At 62.7% G+C, this 23,309-nt stretch carries 10 protein-coding genes; 1 reads left to right on the plus strand and 9 read right to left on the minus strand.

The features are described 5' to 3' along the window. Positions 1 to 119: 119 nt before the first annotated feature. The 9 genes from ACIOVB_RS09080 to gspG all read right to left on the minus strand — a co-directional run bounded on the left by ACIOVB_RS09080 (position 120) and on the right by gspG (position 22,724). Positions 120 to 12,605 carry a filamentous haemagglutinin family protein gene (locus tag ACIOVB_RS09080; RefSeq protein ID WP_401266875.1) on the minus strand — a complete coding sequence of 4,162 codons (12,486 nt, stop codon included), beginning with the start codon at positions 12,603 to 12,605 and terminating at the stop codon, positions 120 to 122. Positions 12,606 to 12,779: 174 nt separating this feature from the next. Further along, entirely contained in the window at positions 12,780 to 13,883 is a 1,104-nt protein-coding gene (locus tag ACIOVB_RS09085) for a substrate-binding domain-containing protein (RefSeq protein ID WP_401266878.1), read from the minus strand. 488 nt (positions 13,884 to 14,371) lie between these two features. After that, complete coding sequence (gene gspF, locus ACIOVB_RS09090) at positions 14,372 to 15,583, minus strand: type II secretion system inner membrane protein GspF (protein WP_187678575.1); 1,212 nt, start codon at positions 15,581 to 15,583, stop codon at positions 14,372 to 14,374. Continuing rightward, positions 15,583 to 16,989 carry a type II secretion system ATPase GspE gene (gene gspE / locus ACIOVB_RS09095; protein WP_401266880.1) on the minus strand — a complete coding sequence of 469 codons (1,407 nt, stop codon included), beginning with the start codon at positions 16,987 to 16,989 and terminating at the stop codon, positions 15,583 to 15,585. The genes gspF and gspE overlap by 1 nt, the downstream gene beginning before the upstream one ends. A 220-nt stretch (positions 16,990 to 17,209) precedes the next feature. Further along, positions 17,210 to 19,588, minus strand: a complete 2,379-nt coding sequence (gene gspD, locus ACIOVB_RS09100) for a type II secretion system secretin GspD (RefSeq protein WP_401266882.1) — start codon at positions 19,586 to 19,588, stop codon at positions 17,210 to 17,212. Continuing rightward, positions 19,585 to 20,133 carry a type II secretion system protein GspM gene (gspM, locus tag ACIOVB_RS09105; RefSeq protein WP_401266884.1) on the minus strand — a complete coding sequence of 183 codons (549 nt, stop codon included), beginning with the start codon at positions 20,131 to 20,133 and terminating at the stop codon, positions 19,585 to 19,587. Before gspM ends, gspD begins: the two co-directional genes overlap by 4 nt. Beyond that, positions 20,126 to 21,304: a type II secretion system protein GspL gene (gene gspL, locus ACIOVB_RS09110; RefSeq protein WP_401266886.1), complete on the minus strand. Its 1,179-nt coding sequence runs from the start codon at positions 21,302 to 21,304 to the stop codon at positions 20,126 to 20,128. The genes gspM and gspL overlap by 8 nt, the downstream gene beginning before the upstream one ends. Then, on the minus strand, positions 21,301 to 22,257 hold the full coding sequence (gspK, locus tag ACIOVB_RS09115) for a type II secretion system minor pseudopilin GspK (RefSeq protein WP_401266888.1): 957 nt from the start codon (positions 22,255 to 22,257) through the stop codon (positions 21,301 to 21,303). Before gspK ends, gspL begins: the two co-directional genes overlap by 4 nt. A gap of 8 nt (positions 22,258 to 22,265) precedes the next feature. Next, positions 22,266 to 22,724, minus strand: coding sequence for a type II secretion system major pseudopilin GspG (gene gspG, locus ACIOVB_RS09120; protein WP_187678581.1), 459 nt, complete (start codon positions 22,722 to 22,724; stop codon positions 22,266 to 22,268). Between the two features lie 148 nt (positions 22,725 to 22,872). On the opposite strand from gspG, the gene gspI reads away from it, so the two are divergent. Continuing rightward, the gene (gspI, locus tag ACIOVB_RS09125) at positions 22,873 to 23,259 is read left to right on the plus strand and encodes a type II secretion system minor pseudopilin GspI (protein WP_401266891.1); all 387 of its coding nucleotides are present in this window, start codon (positions 22,873 to 22,875) and stop codon (positions 23,257 to 23,259) included. The last annotated feature ends 50 nt before the right edge of the window (positions 23,260 to 23,309 follow it).

Genomic DNA, 23,309 nt, shown 5'->3' on the forward strand with positions numbered 1-23,309 from the left:
TGACACACTGCTATCGCGAGCAGGCTCACTCCTACAAGGTATTGCGGCCAATCAAAAGTTTTTAGCAGACAAAAAAAGGGCGACCAACAGGCCGCCAAAACGTACTACACGAGAGTCTTTTACAAGGTCAGTTGCCCACGCTCCTCCTCGGTCAACTGCTGCTTCGCCTGTTCATCCAGCGCCCCTGCCCCCAGCACTTGCACCGGACTGTTCGGGTTGTAGCCCGGCGCCTGTGTGCGGCTGGCGCCATCGCGGGACGGGGCGAGTTGTTCGTTGCCGAAACTCAACACCTGCACGGTGAATACCGACGCCTGGTTCTGCCGCGCTGCCGCTTGTTGCTGACGCGCGACATCTTCGGCGGCCTGGGTGGCAGACGATGCGGCGGAACTGGCCGAGGTGATCGCGCCCGTGTTGACCGCCGAAACCACCGGCACGCCGGTCGCCTTGCCCTGCACCGAGATGTTGGCGGCGTTGACCACCGTCAGGGCGGCGATGTTGACGTTGCCCGACACACGAATGCCCGCCTCGCCCGCATCGATGGTGCCCAACGGCGCGATCAGATCGATGTCGCCCGGCTTCACTTCCGCAATCGGATTAAGCGTGGCGATACCGGCACCGGTGCTCGGCACCGATGGCGACAGCGACACGTTGCCCCAAGTGTCGTAAACGCGTTTTGGCGGTGTGTAGACCACGGTGGTTTTCGAACCGCGACCGGCGTTGATATCCCCCTCGGCCGACCAACCGAGAATCGAGCCGCCGAAGGTGGTCATGATCCGGCTCTGCCCCAGCAAAATGCTGCCCTGGGAGTAGAGCTGAATATTGCCCGAACCCTGGGTGATGATCCCCGCCGTCGATGGCGGCGCCGCGCCTTCGATGCCGAAAACCTGACCACCGCCCGGGGTGAGCATCTGGATATCGCCGCCGAACAGGGTCTTGACCCCGGCGCCGCCGTACAGGGTGATATCGCCGTCGTAGCGGATCGGATTGCCCGCCACATCAACCGTCGGGAACAACGACGCAATGGCGTTGCGACCACGCAGGTAACTGCCCTGACGCGGCCCATCGACATCGTTGTATTCCAGGCCACCGGCACGCAGTTCGGCGAAGTACACCTGGCGCGCAAAAATCGCCTGCTCGGCACTTGGCAGTGCGGCGAAGAAGGCTTGCGCCTGTTCTGCGTCACCACTGAAGTCGTAGCCGAGGGTCAGCCAGCTCTGCAATTCGTCCACGTAGGTCTTGACCACTTTGCCCGGTTGAGCGCTCAACGAGGTATCCGGATTGGCGAGATTCTGCGTGTTCAGATACCGGGCGATGAAGCGCGAATAGTCCGGACCTTGTGCGCCCGCGCCAGCCTGCAACACCACGCTCGCACCCGGCCGGTTATCCCCCGCCACCACCGGCCCTATGCTGTTGATGCTGGCGCGATTATCCATAAGGATGTTGCGCCCGGCATTCACGTCCAGAACCCCTGGCCCCGCGATGTCGAAATTGCTGTAAAGGATGTCGCGCCCGGCCGAAACCCGAGAGACATCGCTTGGCCGACTGTGCACGAACAGATTGCCGGTAGACTGGATCTGTTCGTTGTTGCGCCCCATGCCCCCGGTGGGCGCAAACGTGGGTTGCCCCAGGTTGGTACCGGACGCCACGATGTCGCGCCCCGCCACCATCCAGACCGGGCCTGCCGATTCATACCAGGTGCGTTTCGTGGTCGCGAACGCCAGCGTTTCACCCGTGCGAATACCCACCAGATCACCGGTCAAGGCATAGAAGCGCGCCGGCCCCTGAACACTGCTCAAACCCGAGTAGCTATCGGGACCAAAAGCAAAGAGTGGATAGCGCGAATTGGTCTCCGCCAGCACACCGTCACTGCCGGCGTTGGTCATGATCGGGCGACTGAATGTGTTGTTGCCGTAGCCATTGAACGCAGGCGTAAACGGTGTGGCGAGCGCCGATGGGCTGGCACCCGACTGGTTGATGGCGTAGCCCCCGGCATAGATCGAATCACCGGCGATCAGTTCGAGCTGCCCCGCGTTCGAAGGCGCCAGCAGCAGCGAATAGGTCAAGGCCGGTGCTGCGTTGCCTACACCGTAAGCCGCTGACGGCCCGAGATAAATCGAACCCTGGCCAGCGACGGCGCGCAGTATCGACGGGATCACGTAGCGATCATCGGTGGGCGAAGTGTTAAGCCCGGCGACAGGACCCTGCCCAGTGGTTTCCAGCAACTGGGTGTTCGGCGTCAGGTTGCCGCCCGCCGAGAACAGATCGATGGCGGTGTGATCGGTCCACAGCGAAAAACCAGTCAAGCCGCCACCGGCGTGGTAAACGCCATCGGCCGTGGTAAACGGTGTGGAGTTCTGCAAACGCACTCGGCCTGGGTCAGTCGCACCACCCAATACCAGATCACCTCGGGTATTGAGGCGCATGCCCGAGTCGCCGGGAATCAGCACCACCCCGCCACTGGCATTACTGGCCGTCGAATTGAACGGATCGAAGGCACGCGTTTCCCGTGGATCGTGAAACAGCGCGGATGCGCCGTACTGCAGATTGATCCCGCCCAATGCGGCGCCCGTCAGTTGTGCCGCACCGCGCAGGTTGATGATCGCGCCCTGCAAGTCATGCGTCGGCGTGCCGCTGCCCGACAGACCGGCACGTGCTTGCAGAGAGGGATTGAGGGTGCCACCCAGACGAATATCCAGGTCGCCGCCGCCGGTCAGTTGCAGGTTGCCGTCGCTGTCCACGCGCCCCGTGCTGCCGACAGCCACGATCAAACCCTGACTGCGAGGGTACGACGCATACTTGTCGTCCCCCATGGCCTTGAGCATGCCGGCATCCCCGGCGGCACTCAGGCTGAGGTTACCGCCGCCCAACGTGCCGAATCCGGTAAAGCCCACCAGATACGGTTTGCTTTCCACGCCCTGTTCTGGCAATGGCTGCGCTGCGTAGCTGCCGAAATTGATCCACCAGGCCGTCGGCACATCGTTGTTGCCGGTGCCCTGGCGCCACAGCCAATTGCCCACCGCGACGCTTGGAACCTGCTCACGGGTACCGTCGCCCGTACCGACCGCACGACGACCGAGCACATCACCGGACACCGACCCGCCGGCATTGATCGTCAGATTACCGCCCATCTGCGGATACCAGGCCTGGTAAAGGCTGGCAGTGCCGCCATCGACCCATTTTTCGGCATCGCTGCCGGCGCTGCCCAACACCGAACCATCAGCCGACAAGCGCCCTCGCGCCTGGTTGTAACGCGCATCGACGTTGCTCGATTGAGTGCCGGCGGTGTACACGCCAAAAGGTGAAGCCATGCTCACGTTACCGGCAGCCATCAGATCCAGGTCGCCGGTGCCGGTGCGCAAAACGCTGAACATCTGCGTATGGGCTTCGGCGCTCTTGCGGGGATTGTTTTCAATGCACAGCGCCGGATCGATGGTGCACCAGAACAATTCGTCATCGTTCATCGGCGTGTAATCCGGCATGCCCATCCAGTTACCCGGCGCCCACACCGTGCGCGCCATCGGCGCACAGGCGGCTGGCGCGATGTCACAGAGCACGAGGTATTCCTCGGGAACCGGCTCGTACGGTGTAAAGCCATACTCGTTACCCACGGCCCAGACCAGTTTGCCGGCCACCTCGACCATGGTCAGACCGTAATGGGTGTCCGCCAACTGCAAATGACCGGCGCTGGCCTGAGGCCTCACGGAACGGCTGTCGGCCGCCGAGAGATCAGCCCCTGCCACCATGCGCATCGACCACGACGCACTGCCCGCCGGCAGCATGCTGGCGATGGCCCAGTTGCGACCTTGTTGTGTGCCGTTGGAGGGACGCAGATCCAGGAACACAGTGCCATCTGCCAGCTTCACATCGGTCATGGAGGGAATCAGCGAACCACGCAACAGCTCCAGCGTGGTGCTCAGCATGACACCGACCGTTTTATTGTCGGCATCGACAGCGCCCGGCAGCGGCACGCCTTTGGGCCAGAGCAGGGCCTGCAATGCGGTGGCGTTGTTCAGGCGGATACCCGCGCCCAAACGACTGCCGGCCGGCAGGGTCACACCGCTGTCGAGCAACGTGCCGGCGGCATACAGCAGATTGCCCGCCGCGTCGTGCACATCGCCGGCCAGCACGGTTCCGGCCAGAAGCGTATAGGCTGCGGCCAGCGTGCCCTGTGCGGGCAACACCGTGCCCGCTGCCAGCGTGGCGGCTTGAATCGGCAAGTCGTAGTTCAAGGTGGCGCCGACCGGGAAAAGCGTACCAGGGGCAAGGCTGACCCCGGCGCCCGGCACGATGAGATCACCACCGAACGGCTGTATCCCCGGCACCAGTTTCCAGCCGGCGTCGTCCACGGTTTCCGGCGGCGGCGCGAAACCGTCGTTGATGCTGCCATAGATATCGAGGTTGCCGCCGGCACGAATCAACAGGCTGCCCGCTTCGCCGCTGCCATACACCGAGGTGCGGCGAGTGTGCGGGTTGAGGCTGGCATAACGGTAGCCGGACAAGTCGAGGTCGCCCTGCACCACCAGATCACCCTCGGCGGTTTTGCTGACGATTTCGACACCCGGGCGCAAGTGAAACACATCCGTATAGGCCGCATTGTTGAGGCCGGCCAGTTTGCGTTGCAGCAGATCACTGTTGTTCAGCGCCGCATTGATAAAGCCGTCGCTGTCCGTGTGAATGCGGTCCAGGTAGGCCTGATCGATCACTTGATACGGACGACCGCTGGCCGCCGGGTCGGTGCCGTCGGCGGCATCGCTGTAGCGACGCACGGCGTTCAGCCCGATAGAGCGGGCACCTTGAATATTGACGGCACCGCTGGCATCGATGGCAATGTCATTGCCACCCAGGCGTGGTGCATTCAGCTCCAGCGTTCCCCGCGGCAAGCCATCGCGTTGTCCCGCCAGGTTTCCAGCCAGCGCATCGGTGCCGTGGCGCAGGTCGATTCGTGCGCCGGCCGCCAATGTCAGCACGCCATCACCGGAATTGAGTTCGACCATGGCCCGGTTCGGGGCGTCGATGATCTTGCCGTAGCTGTCGACACGCAGTATGCGGCCATGGGCATCCAGCACCGCGTTGCCCGTCAGGCTCAAACCGTTTTTGCCGGCCAGGCGAATGCTGCCGACCCGCTCGCCACTGGCATCGATCAGCCCGGCCACGGTCAGGCTACCGCTGTCCACCGAGACATTGACCTCGCCTGCTTTGAGCTCGTTACCGATGACCAGATCACCCTGCTTGAACTGAAAGCTGCGACTGCCGGTCACCCCTCCCGAATTAAGGCGCTGGTTGAGGCTGGCAAAGGCCGGGCTCAACTCGCCGTCCAGGCGCTGGGCACGAATGTCCACACCCCCGGCCTTGTACGGTACCCACGTGCCGCCGGCATCGTAGTAGCCGCTGCTGGTGCCGACGATCTGCCCTTGCAGATCAACCTGTCCGGCGCCGCTGGCCAGGGCCACAACGCTCAATTGACCGGCCTGATTATTGACGGCCGACAGATCGATTCGCGAACCGGCCGACTGACGAATATTGCCGTTGTTGCTGTGCAACGACACATCGCCGCCCCAACTGTATTTCTTCACATCGTTGAACGGCAGAACCCGACCCGCCATGTCCACCTGCGCGCCGCCGCCAAGGATCAGATCATCCTCGGCATTGACCAGCAGTTTGCCGCTGGCCAGGACGATGCGGCTGTCGAGCACGACGCTGCGTGCCGTCAGACTCAGTTGCGCACCGAGGGCATCCGCCGCGGCCGTTGTCGCGGTGCCGCTCAGGGTCAGGAGGTTGCCGGCCTTGAGTTCACTGACCGAGGCGGCTTCCCCGGTCAACAGTGGCGTGCGCAGATTGAGATTGCCACCGCTGTAGCTGAAACCCGTGACCGCGTCGTAAGCCCCTTGGGACTCGTACACCGCCAGGCTGCCCTTGTGGTTGGCGGTGATGCGCTCGCTGGCATTGAGGTTGACGTTGGCAAAACCCAGGGTCAGGCGGTTGTTGAGATCCAGCCCGTTGGGTTGCGGATTCGGGCCATAACCCAGTTCGATCCGTTGCGCTTGAATATCCAGCGTGCCGTGCCCGTTACCGGCGCCATCCGTGACCACCGTTCCCGGAGCCTGAGTCGCCCCGTTCCAGATCAGATTCCGGGTGCGGATCGTCGCCACGTCACTGGCCGCGCCCGAACCGTAAATGGCCGGGGTGCCCAGCACCAGATTCTGCAAGCGGCTCTCGCCGGTCTGTGGGTCTAGTGTGTCGAGGGTAACGCTGCCGAAAAAGTTGAACGCATCGCGGGCCACCAGATTCAGGGTCTCCAGGGCGGGTGCGCCAAATTGCGTGTCGCCCTGCAACAGCCGATCCAGCACGTTCTGGTTAAGCGTCAGGCCCGCCGGCATACGGCCGCTGGCCGCTGCCAGTGCTTGCGTACTGCCGGCATTGACCACGCCAACCGACAGTCCGAGTTGGCGGGTGCCGAAGCGCACGCTCTCGCCCAGTTCGAAGTCTTTGTCGGTGGCGGCGATGATGCTGCCGTTGGAGTACAGCAACGCCGGGGCGGTGCACTCAGCCGTCGGACAGTTGCCGATACGAATGCTGCCACCTCCGCCCCCGGCAGGCGCAAGCACCGGCGTCCAGCCGTTGGAGACCACCAGCAGACTGGAACGCTCCGGTACATAGACGAAACCGGCCGCCGCATCGTACGGGACGGCACCTCGTCCCAAGGTATTGATGCCCGCTCCCGCATCAATGGTGATGCCGCCACTCTCGCTGTTGGTGCTCAAAACAACTTCCGGCGCTGACAGGATCGCGCCCTCCCGCAGGCGGATGGCGGAGGTATTGCTGAGCACCTTGATCGAGCTGCCCTCCGAACCGTAATACACGGTCGGGGTGCCACCGATGGTCAGACGTCCGGCATTCAACCCGTTGAGGGTGTCGGCGTACAGCGATACACCGGCGAACCCGGCCGTTCGCGTATGCCCGGCGCCGAGAATCTCGAACTCACCGCCGGTATAACCGCCCTGGACAACCGCAGTGCCGATGACCCCGCCGTCGGCAGGCTTGAACAGCACTTGCCCGTTGAAGTCCAGTGCCGAGTCATGGTCGCCACCGCTGACCATGCGCAGGTGCAGCGTGTTGCCGTCCAGCGGCGTGCGGGCACGTGGCAGACCGCGTCGCGCAGCATCGTTGAGCACAAATTGGGTGAACCCGGTTTCGTTGTACTGCGAATAGCGCCGCAGGACATCGGCCGACGTCACAGTCACCTGGTTGGGCAGGCTGTCGCGAATACCGGTGTTTGCAATCGACATCTGCCCGGCCGTGGTCCACGAACCATTGCGCAACTTCAACGCATTGCCCATGGGACCGGCAATCGCCGGACTATTGATTTCGACCCGGAAGGCACCGGGTAACAAGGCAAAGGTCGATGGCAACAAGGTGTAGGTGCCTGGCGCCAGCCCTGCGATACCCGCCCCGAGAGTGATTTGCTGGCCGATACGCGGATCGACTGCACCGGCCTCGGCCAGCATCGGCGCGTAGCGGCTCTGGTCACCCGCGACGATGGCATACACCGGGTTGCTCGCCAGCCCCGGCAGACTGAAGGTGCCATCGGTGGCATTGCGTACCAGCGGATTGAAACGCGCGTCGGTAGAGCCGCCTCGCCCGGAAACAAAACCGGCCCCGCGCAAATCGCCGCCGCCCGAAAGATCGATCAGCGCTCCGGCCTGCACATCGGTGTATTGCGCATCGAGTATGACCCCGGAGGCCGCACCGGCGATGCCATTCAGAATCACCGACTTGCCGTTGTATTGATAGTCGATGCCGTCGGTGGTGCCACCATAAGGCATTACCAGTCCGGCGGCGCTGACAGACGTCACGCTCCCCGGCAGCAGATGAAGCTCACGGGTTTTGACAAGGATGTCGTCACCCAAGGAGATCAACCCCAAAGGCGCACGAATGACGCCACCCTGCTCGATCTGACCTGCACTGAGTGTCAGGCTGCCGAACACCGAATAAGGCAGTGTGGTCGGCGCTGGCCCGTGGCTGCCGATACGCAACGTATGCTCCGGCACCGATCCGGCCTGACTCTGATAGCCCACTCGCACTTCAGCCGAGACCCCGCTGGCCGGGTAGATTTGCGCAGCCCGCAACTGCATGTCACCCGGAGTCCACAGACGGCTTCGCTGCTGCTCATCGGTCGGCGCGAGGAATCGCATATCACCCTGGCTGTCGAGCGTCACCAGACCAAAGCCACTTCGGCTGACCGCAAGCGCGGGTGCGCCCGATTGCACGAGGGTCCCCTCGGTACCGAATGAAAGCGAGTTGCCCAGGTCCAGCAGGTTCGCGCTGGCATTGAATTGCGCGCTGGACAAGTGCGCGGTCGGGTTGCTCAGGACCCGTGGACGAATCTTGGCGTCCGAACTCAGGTAAGTGCCCGGCCCTGACAGGCGCAGATAAGGTGCGCTGAGATTGATCCGGGCGCTGTCTTTCGCCGACTCGGCCAGGGACAGGGAACCGGCGAACAGACTCAGGCTCTGCCCCATGTGCAGGTCGACATCGCCATCGAATGTCATCAGTCCATTGCTCAGCAGACTCACGCTATCGAAGCCGCCGCTCATCAACTGATCAGCACTCAAGCGCGTACGTCCGTAGCGCAAAAGTGGCGAGGCTTGCCCCGCTTGCAGCGCCTGCGGCAGTGCCTGTGCCGGCCCTTGGCCGATGATCAGTTCCCGTGGCACCCGTACCGCATTGCTCAAGTTCGCAGCACCGTACGCCGGAGTATCCAGAGCAATCTCCAGACGCCCGCCCGCCGCCCCGGCACCACCGGCATTGGCCTGCAGGCTGCCCTCGATGAACAGGCCATTGTAGGAACTCAGGGTGATCCGGCCGCCATCGGTGGCTACGCGAGCGGGACCTTGTCCGCCGTTGTCGAGGACGGCTTGCGTACCGGACGCGTCCAGGCGCGCACCCTGACGGACGATGACATAAGCGTCGGCGGCGGTCGCAGTGATCTTCTTCGCATCAATCTCGCCACCGAGGATGATCGAGCCACCCTTGCCGACCTGGCCGTAAACGCGGCCCAGCGCATCAACAGCAGTCGCTGCCCGGCCGGCCACGTCGAGCACGGCATGTTCACCGATCCAGATAGAACGGTTGTGTGCCGTCGGATCGGCCTCCTGCAAGGACGTCGCCACATCAATCGAACCGAATTGCTGTTGACGGATATCGATGGCGCCGCCCCAGGCGTTGAGTTCCCCGTCAACCGTGATCTGACCGGCCCCGCGCACGCTGATGCGCTGGCCGGGATCGACGCTGATACGTGCGCCCTCGCCAATCGACAACGGGCTGTTGGCGGGATCAATCAAGCCCACTAGCGTCCCGCCTGCCTGTAAGGCGACAGAAGCGCCGGCCCTTTGCGTCAATACGCCCTTGAGCGGGTTTTCCTGGAACAGCGAAGGCGTCCACAGCTCAAGCGCCGTGCGCGGCGACGTACCGGAGGCAAGGGTCGAGACGGATTCGCCGAATCGATAGACCGGCATCAGCACATCGACGGCGGTTTGATCGGCCACTTCCAGGCCCTTCAGACCGATGATGTTGTAAGCGCTGAACCCCGTGCGGAACAACTCCGGAGTCAGACGCAAGGTCTGTTCATCGGTAACGTTGCCGGAGGACCCGATCAGGACCTTGTTGGCCTGCACGGTCAGCGTACCGCCGCCACTCACGCCATAACCCTGCACATCGCCATCGAGCACCATGCGTGACTGGCCGGGCGCACTGTTGGCGCTGGCTTCCAGGGTCACGTCGCCGCCCTTGCCGCCCCGTGTCTTGCCGTTGGCCAAGACAGCGCCGCCCGAGGTGACATCGACCAGACTGCCGCCGGCCAACTGAATGTCGCCGCTGCTGCGGATCGACACCGTCCCGCCATTGAGGTAGGCCAGGCTGGCAGCGTCGTCCGGGCTACTCAACAGGTTGCTCCACAGGCCGCGAGTCTGCAGCTGCACACCTTGCGCAACCGTGACGCGAGCCTGCTGGCCTGCTGGCACCTGGAGAGCGGTGTCATCACGCCGATCCGTGGCGAGCTGGTTCAAAACGTTGCCCAGATGCAGGCTGCCGCCCTGCGCAACCAGATCGGCATTGATCTGCACGTCAGGGCTGAACAGGGTGATGTCTGCCCCGTGATCCACCGTCACGCCGTCATTGACTTCAATCGTGTTTTTGGCCGAGATCTTCAGCGCCCCCAGCTGGAAACCATTGAGCAGCCCGGCATCGAGAAACAGTTTGCCCTGACGCTCTTCAGCAACCGCGTCTGTCAGCCCTGCGCTCACAGCGCTGGCACGCTCGCCACCCACCTGCACCTGATCGAGCAACGGGTTGAGTTGATAGAGCACGCCCGCACTGGCGGCAACATAAGCGGCGTCGTAACTGCCAATGACCAACTGCCCGCGCCGCGCCCGGGCGGTCTGGGCCTGGGCATAACCGTCCAGGCCTGCGCGCGGTGCCTGGTTCTGCCGTTCGCCCTGAAACACCTCACCCAACAACTGGCCGTCCAGCACGGCGTTGCTCGTGGCGATCACCAACTGTCCGGCGTCACGGCCCACGGTGTACCCGGCTTCCTGACGACGTGTCGGCGCGATCAGCGGACTATAGAAATATTCAGTCTGGCCCCAGCGCTCGCTGTGACTTTCGTAACCTTTGTAAAGACCGCTGTAGAGAATATCGCCCGGCGCACGCGACACTTCGTATAACCGCCCGTCCGTACCGCGCAGCCAACTCTGGCGAATCTCGCCGCCTTGCACATCGAGCGTGCCGCCGGACACATTGATCAGCGAACCTTTTTCGCTGATCACGTCATTCCCGGAAAAACGCACCTCGCCGCCCTGAGCCATCCATTCACCGATGCCATGGCCCTGAGTGCCAAGGTATCCGCCGACCTCCAACAAGCCACCGGCGGTGTACCAGCGGTCGGTAGCGTAACCGTTGGTGCCGGCCGGCACGAACACCAGTTCGCGGACATCGACCCAGATATCGTTACTGTTGAGCGCACCCTTCTCGCGATTGACCGGCGCATCACGCTGCTCGTTGCCCTGCACATTGATCTTGATGTTGTTGGCGTCCATGGCCACTTTCACGCCCAGCGCGCCGGACACGTCGACCACCGCCCCCTCGCGCAACAGACTGCGTCGTCCGGCCGCGACCGCCACCTGCCCGCCGGTGGCGAGCGTGATCGAGCCGCTTTTGAATTCGACGGTGCCGCCACTGCCGATATCAATCCGCGACTGGTCGCTGCGAATCCGGTTATTGGCGTTCACACCGATCAACGCCGCCTCGCGCTGACTGTCCAGCGCAGTCAGATCGCTGCTGTCGAGCAAGATCGCACTGACGCTGCCTTCACCCAGCGTCACACTGCCTTGAGCATCGCTGGCTGGATTGAGCAAATGCACGGTGCCGCGCGTCGCGACCGAGGTGCTCGCCAACAGCACGCCGTTCTGCCGAACGTCGCGGCCGGTCAGGGTGATATCGCCGGTAGACGCCTGAATCAGACCGGTGTTGCTGACCTTGCCAGTGCTGTCAGCCTTGAAACCGGGAATGACTTCGCTGCCCAAAGTGGTGGAATAACCATTGCCTTCGGTGCCCGAGCCCTTGCGGATGTAGAAACGGTCGCCCGCGCCCAGCACTGTCTGACCTTTGGCCGTGCTGATAGAACCGTCGTTGTGCACTTCCTGGCCAAGCAACAAGGTGTAGCCACCGGAGTCGGTCGAGAGCGCAGGTTGATGCGTTTGTATCGACGCGCCACGCTCCACCAGGACATTGCCAGCGGCGTCGGTAAACGTCGGCTGACTGCCGGTGCTGTCGAAATACAGACCCCGATCGCGAAACTGTGCATCGCTCATGTTCGCGGCTGCCGCCACCAGATTGCGCACATTGACCTGACTGCTGCCGCTAAACACGATGCCGTTGCGGTTGATCAGCATCACCGTGCCGTCCGCTTTGATCTGCCCCTGAATCTGGCTGGGCCGTGCGCTCGGATCGTTGATGCGGTTGAGCACCGCCCAATTGGACTGCTGGGCAAATTCCACCGTCGTATTGCGCCCGACGTTGAAGGTTTCCCAGTTGAGAATCGCCTTGTCGGCGGTCTGCTCGATCTTGACCGTGGTCTTGCCGTCCGCCTGGGTTTGTTGCGGGCCTTTGGCGTTCATCCAACCCTGAGACAGGCTGTTATCGACCTTCAGGCCGCCCTCGCCCAATCCATCCGGAACGACCTGCACGCTGCCCAACGCGGCGGCACGTCCAGCGGCTTGTGCCGCCTGCTGAGCGGCGATCGCCGCCACGGTGTTATTGAGTGTCTGCAAAGAACGCTGCAACTGCTGGCTGGCCCGTTGCTGCTGCGCCAGCGGCGGGGTCATCCCCGGCAGACCGCCCACACCCGGACGCGATGCCGCCGCCTGCTGCGCCGCCCCCTTGGCGGCAAACCAACCGGAACTGAACGCCGTCGCCGCTTCGGCACTGCCCGCCACCAGACACAAGGCGACGGCTTGCGCCAACGGCTTGAGCAGCCACTGTGCGGGATCGCCCACGCCACGTTTGATCGGCTGGATACGGGTACTGCGACGGGAGGTGCGAGCAAGCATCACTACAGGTCCTTTTGGGTGGCAGGTCGGATCAGCCCTGCTGTTACGACATAGGCGGTTGGCGAGCCTCACGACCGAACGGATGTCACACAAACTTCATGATCAAGGTGTAAATCGGCAAAAAAAAGCAGCAGCCCGAAGGCTGCTGCCGTTTTATTGCGCTTGAAACGAGGCTTACTGAGGACGACCAATGCCGTTGCAGGCGTTGGCGTTGTTGATGTCCAGGTTGTTGCCCGAGGTGTTGGTGATGAAGTTGGCGGTCACAGCGGTTTTCCAGTTGTTTGGAACCGGCGTGAAGCTGTGAGCGACGGTGGCAACGTTGTTGCCCGGATTGCTGTAGTGAGTGGTCAGGAAGGCTTTGACATCAGCGGCCACGGCTGCGTCCTTGTAGCACTGGCCGAAGATGAAGTTGGTGTAAGCCACGATTGGATAACCGCTGGCCGGGTTAGGCACGACTGGCGCCCACTGTGCAGGGTTGGAAGGCGTGGTTGGCAGGGCTGCGGTGCTCAGCGCCAGCGTCACGTTGGCGTTGGTTGGCTGAACGCCATTGATGCGGGCAACCACGGCATTGCTGGTGGCATTCACGCCGTCCGGACCGACATAACCGATGGAACCGTCTACAGCGTTCACGGCAGTCGCCACTTCAGCGGTGTTGGCTACGCCAACCCAAGTCGATGGCAGTGCAGAACCGGCTGGCAGACGAGCGTTGGTGAAGGTGGAGTTGACGGCGAATTTGCCTGGGCAGACGGCATTCAGGTGGCGGCTGAGGATTTCAGTGGTGCCACTGGAAACGCTGCGGTAAACCACACGGATCGGTGTGGTGTCGGCGGTGCCCAGCAAAGTGCCCCAAGTGGTCGCGGTGCCCGAGAGCGCATCGCACAGTTGAGCGCTGGTCAGGTTAAGTGCGGTCTGACCGGTTTTTTTGTAAGGAATGGCAACCGACGTGGCCACCGATGGCAACTGGATCAGCGGACCGTACGAAGTACCGAAGTTGGTGGTGTAGGTGCTCAGTTCCGAAGCGCTGAGGATCGAGTCGCTACCGGCGAAATGCACAGTGCCGGTGGTGCTGAACTGTGCAGCGTTGTTGGTCAGGAAAGCACTTTTGCCGACGCCGCTACCGGTCACGGCGTAGCTGAAGTTGGCAGGCAGGATGCTGTTGGCAGAGCCTTTGTACAGAGCGGCAGGCAGTGAAGCGCCACCACCGGTAACGGCCATGGCTTGAGCGGAGGCCAGAGCGGCGACGGTCAGGGAAGCTGCGATCAGAGTGCGCTTGAACATGAAGAATCTCCTTTTCAACGTTGGTGTTTGAACACAGGTTTTCAGGGAACTTGCATGAAACCGGGAGGACTCACCGGGCCCTCGCTAGCGCTGGCCTTGGTTAAGTCGCACTGAGAAATTCGCAGCTTCCGGTGACAGATAAAGGAAAAAACCTCGGGAGGTGCGCGGTGATTTTCGGGGGGATTTCTCGGGTGTTCAGGGGGATATGCGCAGCGTCTGGATCAAGGCTTTGGCTGAATCGGGCTGGAGCCGTTGACGGGTCGTTGCAGATGACAGAAAGGAGAACCCGAGGATGGGGGAGTCAACGGTCGGGTGATGCTGAAGTCCTGGGAAAAAATCTGGATTATTTATTGCCTTGACTGGCCCCTTCGCGAGCAGGCTCGCTCCCACAGGGTTCTGTGTTGTGAATTAAATTGCATTAACAACTTCAATCCCTGTGGGAGCGAGCCTGCTCGCGAAGAGGCCCGATCAGACACCATCAAAACCTGCTACTGCACCAACTGATTGATCTCAATGATCGGCAACAACACCGCCATCACAATCACCAGCACCACCCCACCCATCACCACAATCATCAGCGGCTCAAGCAGCGCCGTCATGCCCATCGCCCGGCGCTCGATATCCCGGGACAAGGTTTGCGCCGCGCGTTCAAGCATCGGCGGCAGCGAGCCGGTTTTCTCGCCGCTGGCAATCAAGTGAATCAACACCGGCGGGAACACATTCTCCACCCGCAACGCTGCCGCAAGGTTCACGCCTTCGCGCACCTTGGCCGTGGCGTCGCTGACGCTCAGGCTCAAGCGGTCGTTGGACAAGGTCTGGCGCGCTGCTTCCAGCGCCCGCAGCAACGGCACGCCAGCACCACCGAGAATCGCCAGCGTCGAGGCGAAACGCGCGGTGTTCAGCCCCAATATGAAACGCCCGAACAGCGGCAACTTCAGCACCCGATGATGCCAACTCAGGCGCGCCGCCGGATTACGCAAATACAAACGCCAACTCCAGAACGCCCCGGCCATGACCGCAGCACACAACCAGCCCCACGCCCGAATGAAATCACTGGCGGTGAGCATCGCCAGCGTCAGCCCCGGCAGATCCTGCCGCGCCTGGGAAAACGCACTGACCACCTGCGGCACCACGTAACTGAGCAAGAAAATCACAATGCCGATCGACACCAACCCGACCACGCCGGGATAGATAAACGCCGTGAGAATCTTGCCGCGCAGGTTATTACGCTCCTCGATGTAATCGGCCAGCCGCTCCATCACCTGCGCCAGATCGCCGGACTCTTCCCCCGCCGCGATCAGCGCGCGGTAGATCTCGGGAAAATCCCGTGGCCGCGCCGCCAGCGATTCAGCCAGACGCATGCCGCTGCGCACGTCGGCACGCACGGCGCTGAGGGTGTGGGCGATGTGCTTTTTCTCGGCCTGTTCGACCGTGGCGCTCAACGCCGCTTCCAGTGGCAGACTGGCGCCGAGCAGGCTCGCCAGTTGCCGCGTGGCCCACGCCAGATCGTTGTCCGAGAGTTTCGCGCTGAACAATCCACCGCCGCCATGCTGGGCGACATTGCTTTCCTTTTGCACCGACAACGCAGTCAAACCACGTCCGCGCAAGGCACTGAACGCGGCCGTCTGACTCTCGGCCTCCAGATGCCCGGACTCGATCTTGCCGGTCGCGTCGGCGGCTTCAAAACGATAGCGATTCATCAGGCGTCCCGTGTCACACGCAGAATTTCTTCGGGGGCGGTGGCGCCACTGCGAATCCAGCGCTCACCGTCCTCGCGCAGGCTGAACATCCCGGCCTTGGCGGCAGCCGCGCGCAAGGCCTGCTCCCCTGCCCCTTGGTGAATCAGCGTGCGGATGTCGTCGTCGATGCAGAACAATTCGTGAATGCCGGTGCGGCCGCTGTAGCCGGTGTGATTGCACGCTGCGCAACCGACCGGGCGCCAGGTGCCGGGGCTGGACGGGTCTTCCTGTTTGCACTGGTTGCATAGCCGTCGCACCAGTCGTTGCGCCAACACCCCGAGCATCGACGACGCCAAAAGAAACGGCTCCACGCCCATGTCGATCAAACGGTTCACCGCCGACACCGCGTCGTTGGTGTGCAACGTCGCCAGCACCAGGTGACCGGTCAGCGAGGCCTGCACGGCGATTTGTGCGGTTTCCAGATCGCGGATCTCGCCGATCATGATGATGTCCGGGTCTTGCCGCAGAATTGCCCGCAGTGCCAGGGCAAAGGTCATGTCGATCTTGGCGTTGACCTGAATCTGGCTGATGCCCGGCAGGTCATATTCCACCGGGTCTTCCACGGTGAGGATGTTGCTGGTGCTCGCATCCAGCCGCGCCAGCGCCGCGTAGAGGCTGGTGGTCTTGCCGCTGCCCGTGGGGCCGGTGACCAGCACGATGCCGTGGGGCTGGCGGATCAGGTGATCGAGCTTGGCCAGCACCTGCGCGTCCATGCCCAACGTTTCCAGATGCAAACGCCCGGCCTGTTTGTCGAGCAGCCGCATCACCACCCGTTCGCCGTGGCCGGTGGGCACGGTGGAGACGCGAATATCAATCGGCCGCCCGGCCACACGCAAAGCAATCCGACCATCCTGCGGCAGGCGTTTTTCGGCGATATCGAGCTGCGCCATGATCTTGATCCGAGACACCAGCGCGCCGTGCAAGGCCTTGCGCGGCGAGACCACGTCACGCAGGGTGCCGTCGACGCGATAGCGCACCACCGAATGGGTTTCGAACGGTTCGATGTGAATGTCACTGGCCTCGTCGCGGGCGGCCTGGGTGAGCAAGGCGTTGATCATGCGAATCACCGGCGCGCCGTCCTGGGTGTCGAGCAGGTCGGTGATCTCCGGCATGTCCTGCATGAGGCGATCGAGGTCGACTTCGTTTTCGGCGGCACCGACCACAGCGGCAGCGCTGCCGGTATCGGCGTAAGCACTGGTGAGCAACCCATCGAGTTCATCGTCGCGCACCCGCTCGACCTTGGCCGCACCGAACTGCCGGCGCACTTCGCTGATCGACCACCCCGGCGTCGACGGGCACACCGTCAACACCCCGTCGCGCAGCAGAATGCGTTGGGCCTTGGCCCAGGCGTAAGGCAACGAACTCATCTAGGCACTCCCCCACAATCCCCGGTGGGAAAAGATTTCTGTTGGGCAGTGATTTTCCCTGTGGCGAGGGGATTTATCCCCGATGGGCTGCGCAGCAGCCCCAAAACCTGCAATTCCGTTTTGCCAGATGCACCGCGTCTACCGGACTTACGACTGCTACGCAGCCGGTCGGGGATAAATCCCCTCACCACAGGATTCACTGCAACTTTGGGATCGGCGCTCATAACCGTGGGCCTGTTTTGATCGGCACGGCTTTGATGGTCGCACGGGGTCCCGAAGCCGGAACCGAATCAGGAACCCCTTGCGCCGCCGCAGGCAATTGCGGCGCCTGCATATCGGGCATCGCCCAGCTGCGCTCCGGCTGCAAACCACCCTGTGCGCGGCGCATGAAGTCGTAGCGATTGAGGGTGATGCTGCGCCCCGCTTCGCTGTCGCGAATGATGTACGGGCGCAGGAACACCATCAGGTTGGTCTTGGTGATCGCCCGGCGTTCGTTGCGAAACAACGCGCCAATCCCGGGGATGGTCGACAGCCAAGGCACTGCGTCATTGCTCTGGCTGTAGCCATCCTGCAGCAAACCGCCGAGCACCATGATCTGGCCGTCGTCGAGCAGGATGCTGGTGTCGATTGCACGTTTGTTGGTGACGATACCCGCCGCTCTCGCGCTGGTGGACGCGCGTTCGTCGATGCTGCTGACTTCCTGATAGATATCGAGCTTGACCGTGCCGCCCTCGGAAATCTGCGGACGCACGTTGAGCTTCAAACCCACCTCTTCGCGGGTCACGGTCTGGAACGGGTTGTTGCTGGTGCCGCCACCGCCGGTGACATAACTGCCGCTGACAAACGGAATGGTCTGGCCGACAAAAATACTCGCCGCTTCGTTGTCCAGCGTCAGCAGATTCGGCGTCGACAGCACGTTGGTGCCGCCCTTGCTCTTCAAGGCCCGGGCCAGCACCTTGAGGTCGAGAATCTTGCCGATGCCGGGAATATCGACCGTACCGTTGACGTAGCCGAGGTTCAAACCCTGCGGCAGCGCATCAATGCTGGTCTTACCGCTGAGATTGAAGCCGGAACCACCAAGATTCGCGCCACCAATCACGCCATTGCCACCCAGATTGCCGGTCTGCCACTGCACACCGAACTCACTGGCATCGTCCTCGCCGACTTCGACGATCAGACTTTCGATCACCACTTGCGCACGGCGCTGGTCGAGCAAGTCGATGACTTCACGCAAGTTGCGATACAGCGGCTCCGGCGCCGAAATCAGTAAGGTGTTGGTGGTCGCGTCAGCCTGAATCGTCACGCCACCAGCGCTGAAGGCGACGTTCTGTTCGCTGGCCTGAGTGCCGCTGCTGCCGGTTGGGCTGCTACCCTGCGCATAACTGCCGCCAGTGCTGCCATTGCTGGAGGTGGTCGAGGTCGTGCCGCTGGTTTGCGTGCCGCTCTGAGCGCTCGAACCGCCATTGCTACCGTTGCTGCCCATCGCACTGAGCACCGAACGTGCAGTGTCGCTGGTGCCGCTGTCGCTCTCGCCAGTGAGCAAACCGCGTAACGCCTGCGCCAGTTTTGCCGCTTGCGCGTTACGCAGATACACCACATGCAAGTTGCTCGGATTGCTTTGCGCGTTGTCGAGTTTGTAGATCAGGTTGCGCGCCAGCTCGGTACGTTCAGGGCTGCCGGCACGAATGATGATGGTGTTCGAACGCGGATCGCCAATCACGGCGATTTTCTGCGTCGGGTCGTTGCCCGGCGCGTCCAGCAAATCGGCCACCATTGGCGCGATGTCAGCGGCGATGCCGTTCTGGATCTGCACCACATCAGTGTCGATGGCGCTCTGTGTGTCGATGCCCGCGATCAACTGCGCAACACGATTGAGGTTCTCGGCATAATCGGTGACGACAATGGTGTTGTTGCCGGGGTAAGCGTTGATCGGGTTGTTCGGCGAGACGATCGGCCGCAGCACTGGGATCAGGTTCACCGCGTTCTCGTATTGCAGGCGAAACGTGCGCGTGAGCATGCCATTGCCGGCCGGTTTGTCCGCGTTATAGATCGGCCCGCCAAGCAGTTTCGCGTCGGCCTCCGGCACCACCTGGGCGACGCCACCGACATCGACCACGGCGAAGCCTTGCATGCGCAGCGCCGACAGCAGCATGTCGTAAGCCTGACGCGCCGGCACCTGCCCCTCTGAAACCAGCGTCATGTTGCCCTTGACCCGTGGATCGACGAGAAACTGCTGGCCGGTCGAGCGCGATAACGCGCGCACCACCGCTTGAATATCAGCATCGACAAAATTCAGCGTCACCGGTTGCTCGCCCAACGGATTGCTCGGCAATGTGGTTCCACGAGCAGCGCCACCGCCACGGCTACGCTCGGTGATGTTGTGCAATTGCTTCGGCGCCGGTCTGGCTTGGGCCTGCGCGCGCTCCCGATCCAGTACCGCGTCACCGCTGCGCTGAGTGTTGGCCAGCGGCCGACCGAGTTCGCTGTCGACCAGCAACGGCGGCTGGTTCTGCGGTGTGCTGGTGTTGCTGCACGCGCTCAACGCCATCAGCAGCATCGGCAGTGCCATGCGTACCGGTTTGGACCTTGACCCCTTCATGAAGCTTCCTTAGCGCCCAGCGCCTGATCCATGCGAACGGTGCCTGACAAAGTGCCGGCAGTGACTTCGGTCGAAGCGTTTTCCACGCGTTGCAAACGGGCCTCGACCACTTGCAGAGAAAGTTGCGACGGCTGGCTCAGCAGCCAGTCGAGTACTGCGTCGGCTGGCGCGGCGTCGAAGGTCAACTGCCATGAACCGGCATCCGCCGCCTGTAATTGATAGTGCCCGGCCAGACCACTGGTCTGCAGGGTTTGCTCCAGTGACTGGCCAACGCTTTGCCCATTCGGGCGCACGCTGACGTCACGCAGCAGCACTTCCAGCGCTTCGGTCTGGGCGCGCAACTTCGGGGTTTCGGTTTGCCAATAGCTGATTTTTTTCAGCGGTGGCTGGATCAGCGCAACCCAAGTCAGCAAACCGAGCAGCGCGACTGCCATGCCGCCGACCATGCGTTTCTCACGCAATGCCAACGGCTGCCAACGTGCCTGCAACTGACTGTTGAAGCGCTGCCAACGGGCGCGGTACATCGCAAGCGCGGCCTTATTCATCGTCTGCCTCGCTGCTGTTGTCTTGGTTTTCACTGGTGCTGGCTTCAGCGGCCGGGCGTAAGGTCCAGCCATCGTCATCGGCCGTCACGCTGATCCCGGCCTGAGTCAGGGTGCTTTGCCAATCCTTGTCATTGCCGGAACGACGGGCATCGCTCGACAGGCTCAGTTGCAACGTCCCGTCGACATAGGCCAGACGCTCGACGCTACCGGCCATGAACGGCATGCCGGTGCCCGCCTGCAACACCAGGCGACTGAAGTTCTGCGCCGGATCATCGACCGCGCCTTGCTGCCGCGCCGCCAATTGCTGGCGGGCCTGCTGCAGCGGGTTGAGGATCACCGGCAACTCGGGGAAGGCCTGCTTCACCCGTAGACTCATTTGCGTCTTGAGCTGCTGCCCCTGAATGGCTTCGCGCGCGGCATACAGGTTCAAACCGATCACCCACACCGCCACGGCCAACGCCGACAACCCGAGCGCCCGCCCCCAACCCCGATGTTCAGTGCCTTGCTGTTCAAGCGCACCGTGCAAGCCCCAACCCGGTACCGGCCCGGTCCAGCGCTGGGCTTCGCTCATCGGCAGTTCGGCACCGGGTGGCGGCTCAGCGCCGATCCAGTGCAGCGTGACGCCCGGCTCCCACAGCGAGTTGTCGATGCCTTCATCAAACAACGGTTGCACCCGCGCCGATTGCAGACTTTCGCGCAGCAACAGATGGCCGTCCTGCACGCACGCGACCATGCCCGGCAGCACCGGCAAGCTGTACGCCGCCGGGTACAAACCGCGCAGGTTCAGGCCGGACTGCTTGAGTAACTGCGCGAGGTGCAGCAGGCGCTGACGCGGCGCCCAGGCGATCTGCACCCGCCCCGCTTCGTCACGCGGACTGTGGGCGATGTGCATTTCGCTGCTGTCGCCGAGCATCAGCGCCTGCGCCGCGCATTGCACCGCCGCTGCGGTCTTGTTGGCGGGCAGCGGCGGCAGATCGATACTCGCCAACAGACTGTCCGCCGGGTGCAGAAAACACAGCAGCGGCGGCAGTTTCGGCAGCTGAATCAACTGCGCCAACGTCAGCCAGTCTTCACGGCTGACCTGGCCCTGACGATCCAGCCATGCGCAATTCAGCGTGCTGTCCAAGTCCAGTTCCGCCAATGGCGGCAGCGCAACCCTTAACTGAGTCATACGCCCACCCGCGACCAGATCACCTGCGGCAACCGGTCCTGGCTGCGATGCAACAACGCCTCGAGGCTGACCCGACGCTGCTCGCGTCGCGCTTCACCGCGCAGGCGAAACCAGTCGCTGGTGATGCCGACCTTGACGCTGCTGACTTCCAGATTCGGCATGCGCAAGCGGTTGACGAAGTCGCCACGGTTGATGAACCAGCGCCCGGCGTCACGCTCATTGATCAACGCCTGCGCACGCTCCAGCGACAGCCCCGGCACATACGCGGCCAGCACAGGCGCGGTGGCCGTGTTGCCGTTGACCCAGGTGGTCGCGGGAATCACCGTCAGGTACGGCGCCAGTTTGCCGATTACCGCGTCATTCACGCCGTCGACGCTGCGCAAATCATCGAGACTGCGCAGCATCGGCAACGTCGGATTTTGGGGTTTGCGCGAGGCATTGGGCGATGTCGCCCGACCGCTGTCGAAGCCGTTGTTGTTCTCGGCCATTTGCGGATTCAACAGTCGTGGGTACGACTCGATCACCCGCTGACGGATGCGCTGATTCAAACCGGCGCTGATCCCGATCAACTCGCACAAGCGCTGAAACGCCTGCACCTGCGCCTCATCAATACGCTCGTTGGCCACCAGATTGCGCAGGTTGAACTTGCCCTGCTCGTCTTCCAGCCGCCCCTCGAAACCCTGAGCCACCAAGCGCTGCGCCCACGGCTGATCGAGCCGGGTCAGCGGATCGCGCTGGCGAGCGTCCCACAATAATTGGCGACTGATCTCCACGCCGCCCTGCACAATCCAGCGCCCCTGCACGCGCTGCTGATCGGCCTCCAGCGCACGGGTCGAAACGCTCTGGCGCGTCAACATGCCCGCCGCAATCACCGCCACCACGGCCGCAATCAGCAACGCGCTGATAATCGCCATGCCTTGCTGCTTCGCCCCATCAGGCGAACGTCTGTTCATGGCCGGCCTTACAGCTGCCAGGAACCGATATCGGCATTGACGCCGTCGCCGTCCGGCTGACCGTCGGCACCGAGCGAGAAAATGTCGATCTCGCCGTTGGCGCCCGGATTGAGGTACTGATAAGGACGGCCCCACGGATCATTCGGCAGACGCTCCAGGTACGAACGCCAGTTGCTGTTCTTCGCATCCGCCGGCCGCTCCACCAGCACTTTCAAACCCTGATTCATGCTCGGGTAAGTGCCGTGATCGAGGCGATACAGCTTCAAGGCCTGCATCAAACCGCCAATGTCCTGCTTCGCCGCCGTCGCCCGCGCCTGATCCGGACGGTCGAGCACCTTGGGCACCACCATCGCCGCCAGAATCCCCAAAATCACCACCACCACCATGATCTCGATCAGGGTAAAACCCTGCTGCCCACGGGGCTTGCGCGGCGATTGTTCAGGCGGTTTGCACGGTGCGATATCCATCTCGACATTCCTTTGGCTTGATTCGATTCGACGCGCAGTGTTGCAAGAAGATATGTCAGGGATGTTGAAAATCCTCGGGAGTTTTCGTCGTCAAGCCGTCAAGGACGGGGGTTAGCGTCGAGGGCTGTGCTTTGGTTTTGGGCCATTTATGCGTGCGCGTTCCCGAGAAAGCGGATTCACCCTGATAGAAGTGCTGGTGGCACTGGCGATCATCGCCGTGGCGATGTCGGCGGCCGTGCGCGTGGCGGGGTTGATGACGCAGAGCAACGGGGTGTTGCGGGATCGGTCGATTGCGCTGATTGCGGGGCAAAGCCGTTTGGCCGAGTTGCGGCTGGAGGGTCGGTTGCCGATGGGGATGAAAGCGGTGGAGTGTGATCAGGGGCGGTTGTTGTTGCGGTGTGAGCAGGTGATTGGGGCGGCGGAGAATGGGCGGTTGCTCAAGGTTGGCGTGCAGGTGTTTGACCGTAGTGAGGATGCGCCGCCGTTGGCCAGGCTTGAGACGTTGCTGTCCCGAACGGAAAGCCCCTCACCCTAGCCCTCCCGAAACGTCGGACCGCCCATAGTTAGAGGGAACCGATTCGGGGA

It is taken from the genome of Pseudomonas sp. NPDC087639 (genome assembly GCF_044743385.1).
In the GTDB taxonomy this organism is placed as follows: domain Bacteria; phylum Pseudomonadota; class Gammaproteobacteria; order Pseudomonadales; family Pseudomonadaceae; genus Aquipseudomonas.

Coding starts and splice junctions, on each gene's coding strand:
- ACIOVB_RS09085 (WP_401266878.1), bottom strand. CDS start 13,883: ATGTTCAAGCGCACTCTGATCGCAGCTTCCCTGACCGTCGCCGCTCTG.
- gspE (WP_401266880.1), bottom strand. CDS start 16,989: ATGAGTTCGTTGCCTTACGCCTGGGCCAAGGCCCAACGCATTCTGCTG.
- gspL (WP_401266886.1), bottom strand. CDS start 21,304: ATGACTCAGTTAAGGGTTGCGCTGCCGCCATTGGCGGAACTGGACTTG.
- gspG (WP_187678581.1), bottom strand. CDS start 22,724: ATGGATATCGCACCGTGCAAACCGCCTGAACAATCGCCGCGCAAGCCC.
- gspK (WP_401266888.1), bottom strand. CDS start 22,257: ATGAACAGACGTTCGCCTGATGGGGCGAAGCAGCAAGGCATGGCGATT.
- gspF (WP_187678575.1), bottom strand. CDS start 15,583: ATGAATCGCTATCGTTTTGAAGCCGCCGACGCGACCGGCAAGATCGAG.
- ACIOVB_RS09080 (WP_401266875.1), bottom strand. CDS start 12,605: ATGCTTGCTCGCACCTCCCGTCGCAGTACCCGTATCCAGCCGATCAAA.
- gspM (WP_401266884.1), bottom strand. CDS start 20,133: ATGAATAAGGCCGCGCTTGCGATGTACCGCGCCCGTTGGCAGCGCTTC.
- gspI (WP_401266891.1), top strand. CDS start 22,873: ATGCGTGCGCGTTCCCGAGAAAGCGGATTCACCCTGATAGAAGTGCTG.
- gspD (WP_401266882.1), bottom strand. CDS start 19,588: ATGAAGGGGTCAAGGTCCAAACCGGTACGCATGGCACTGCCGATGCTG.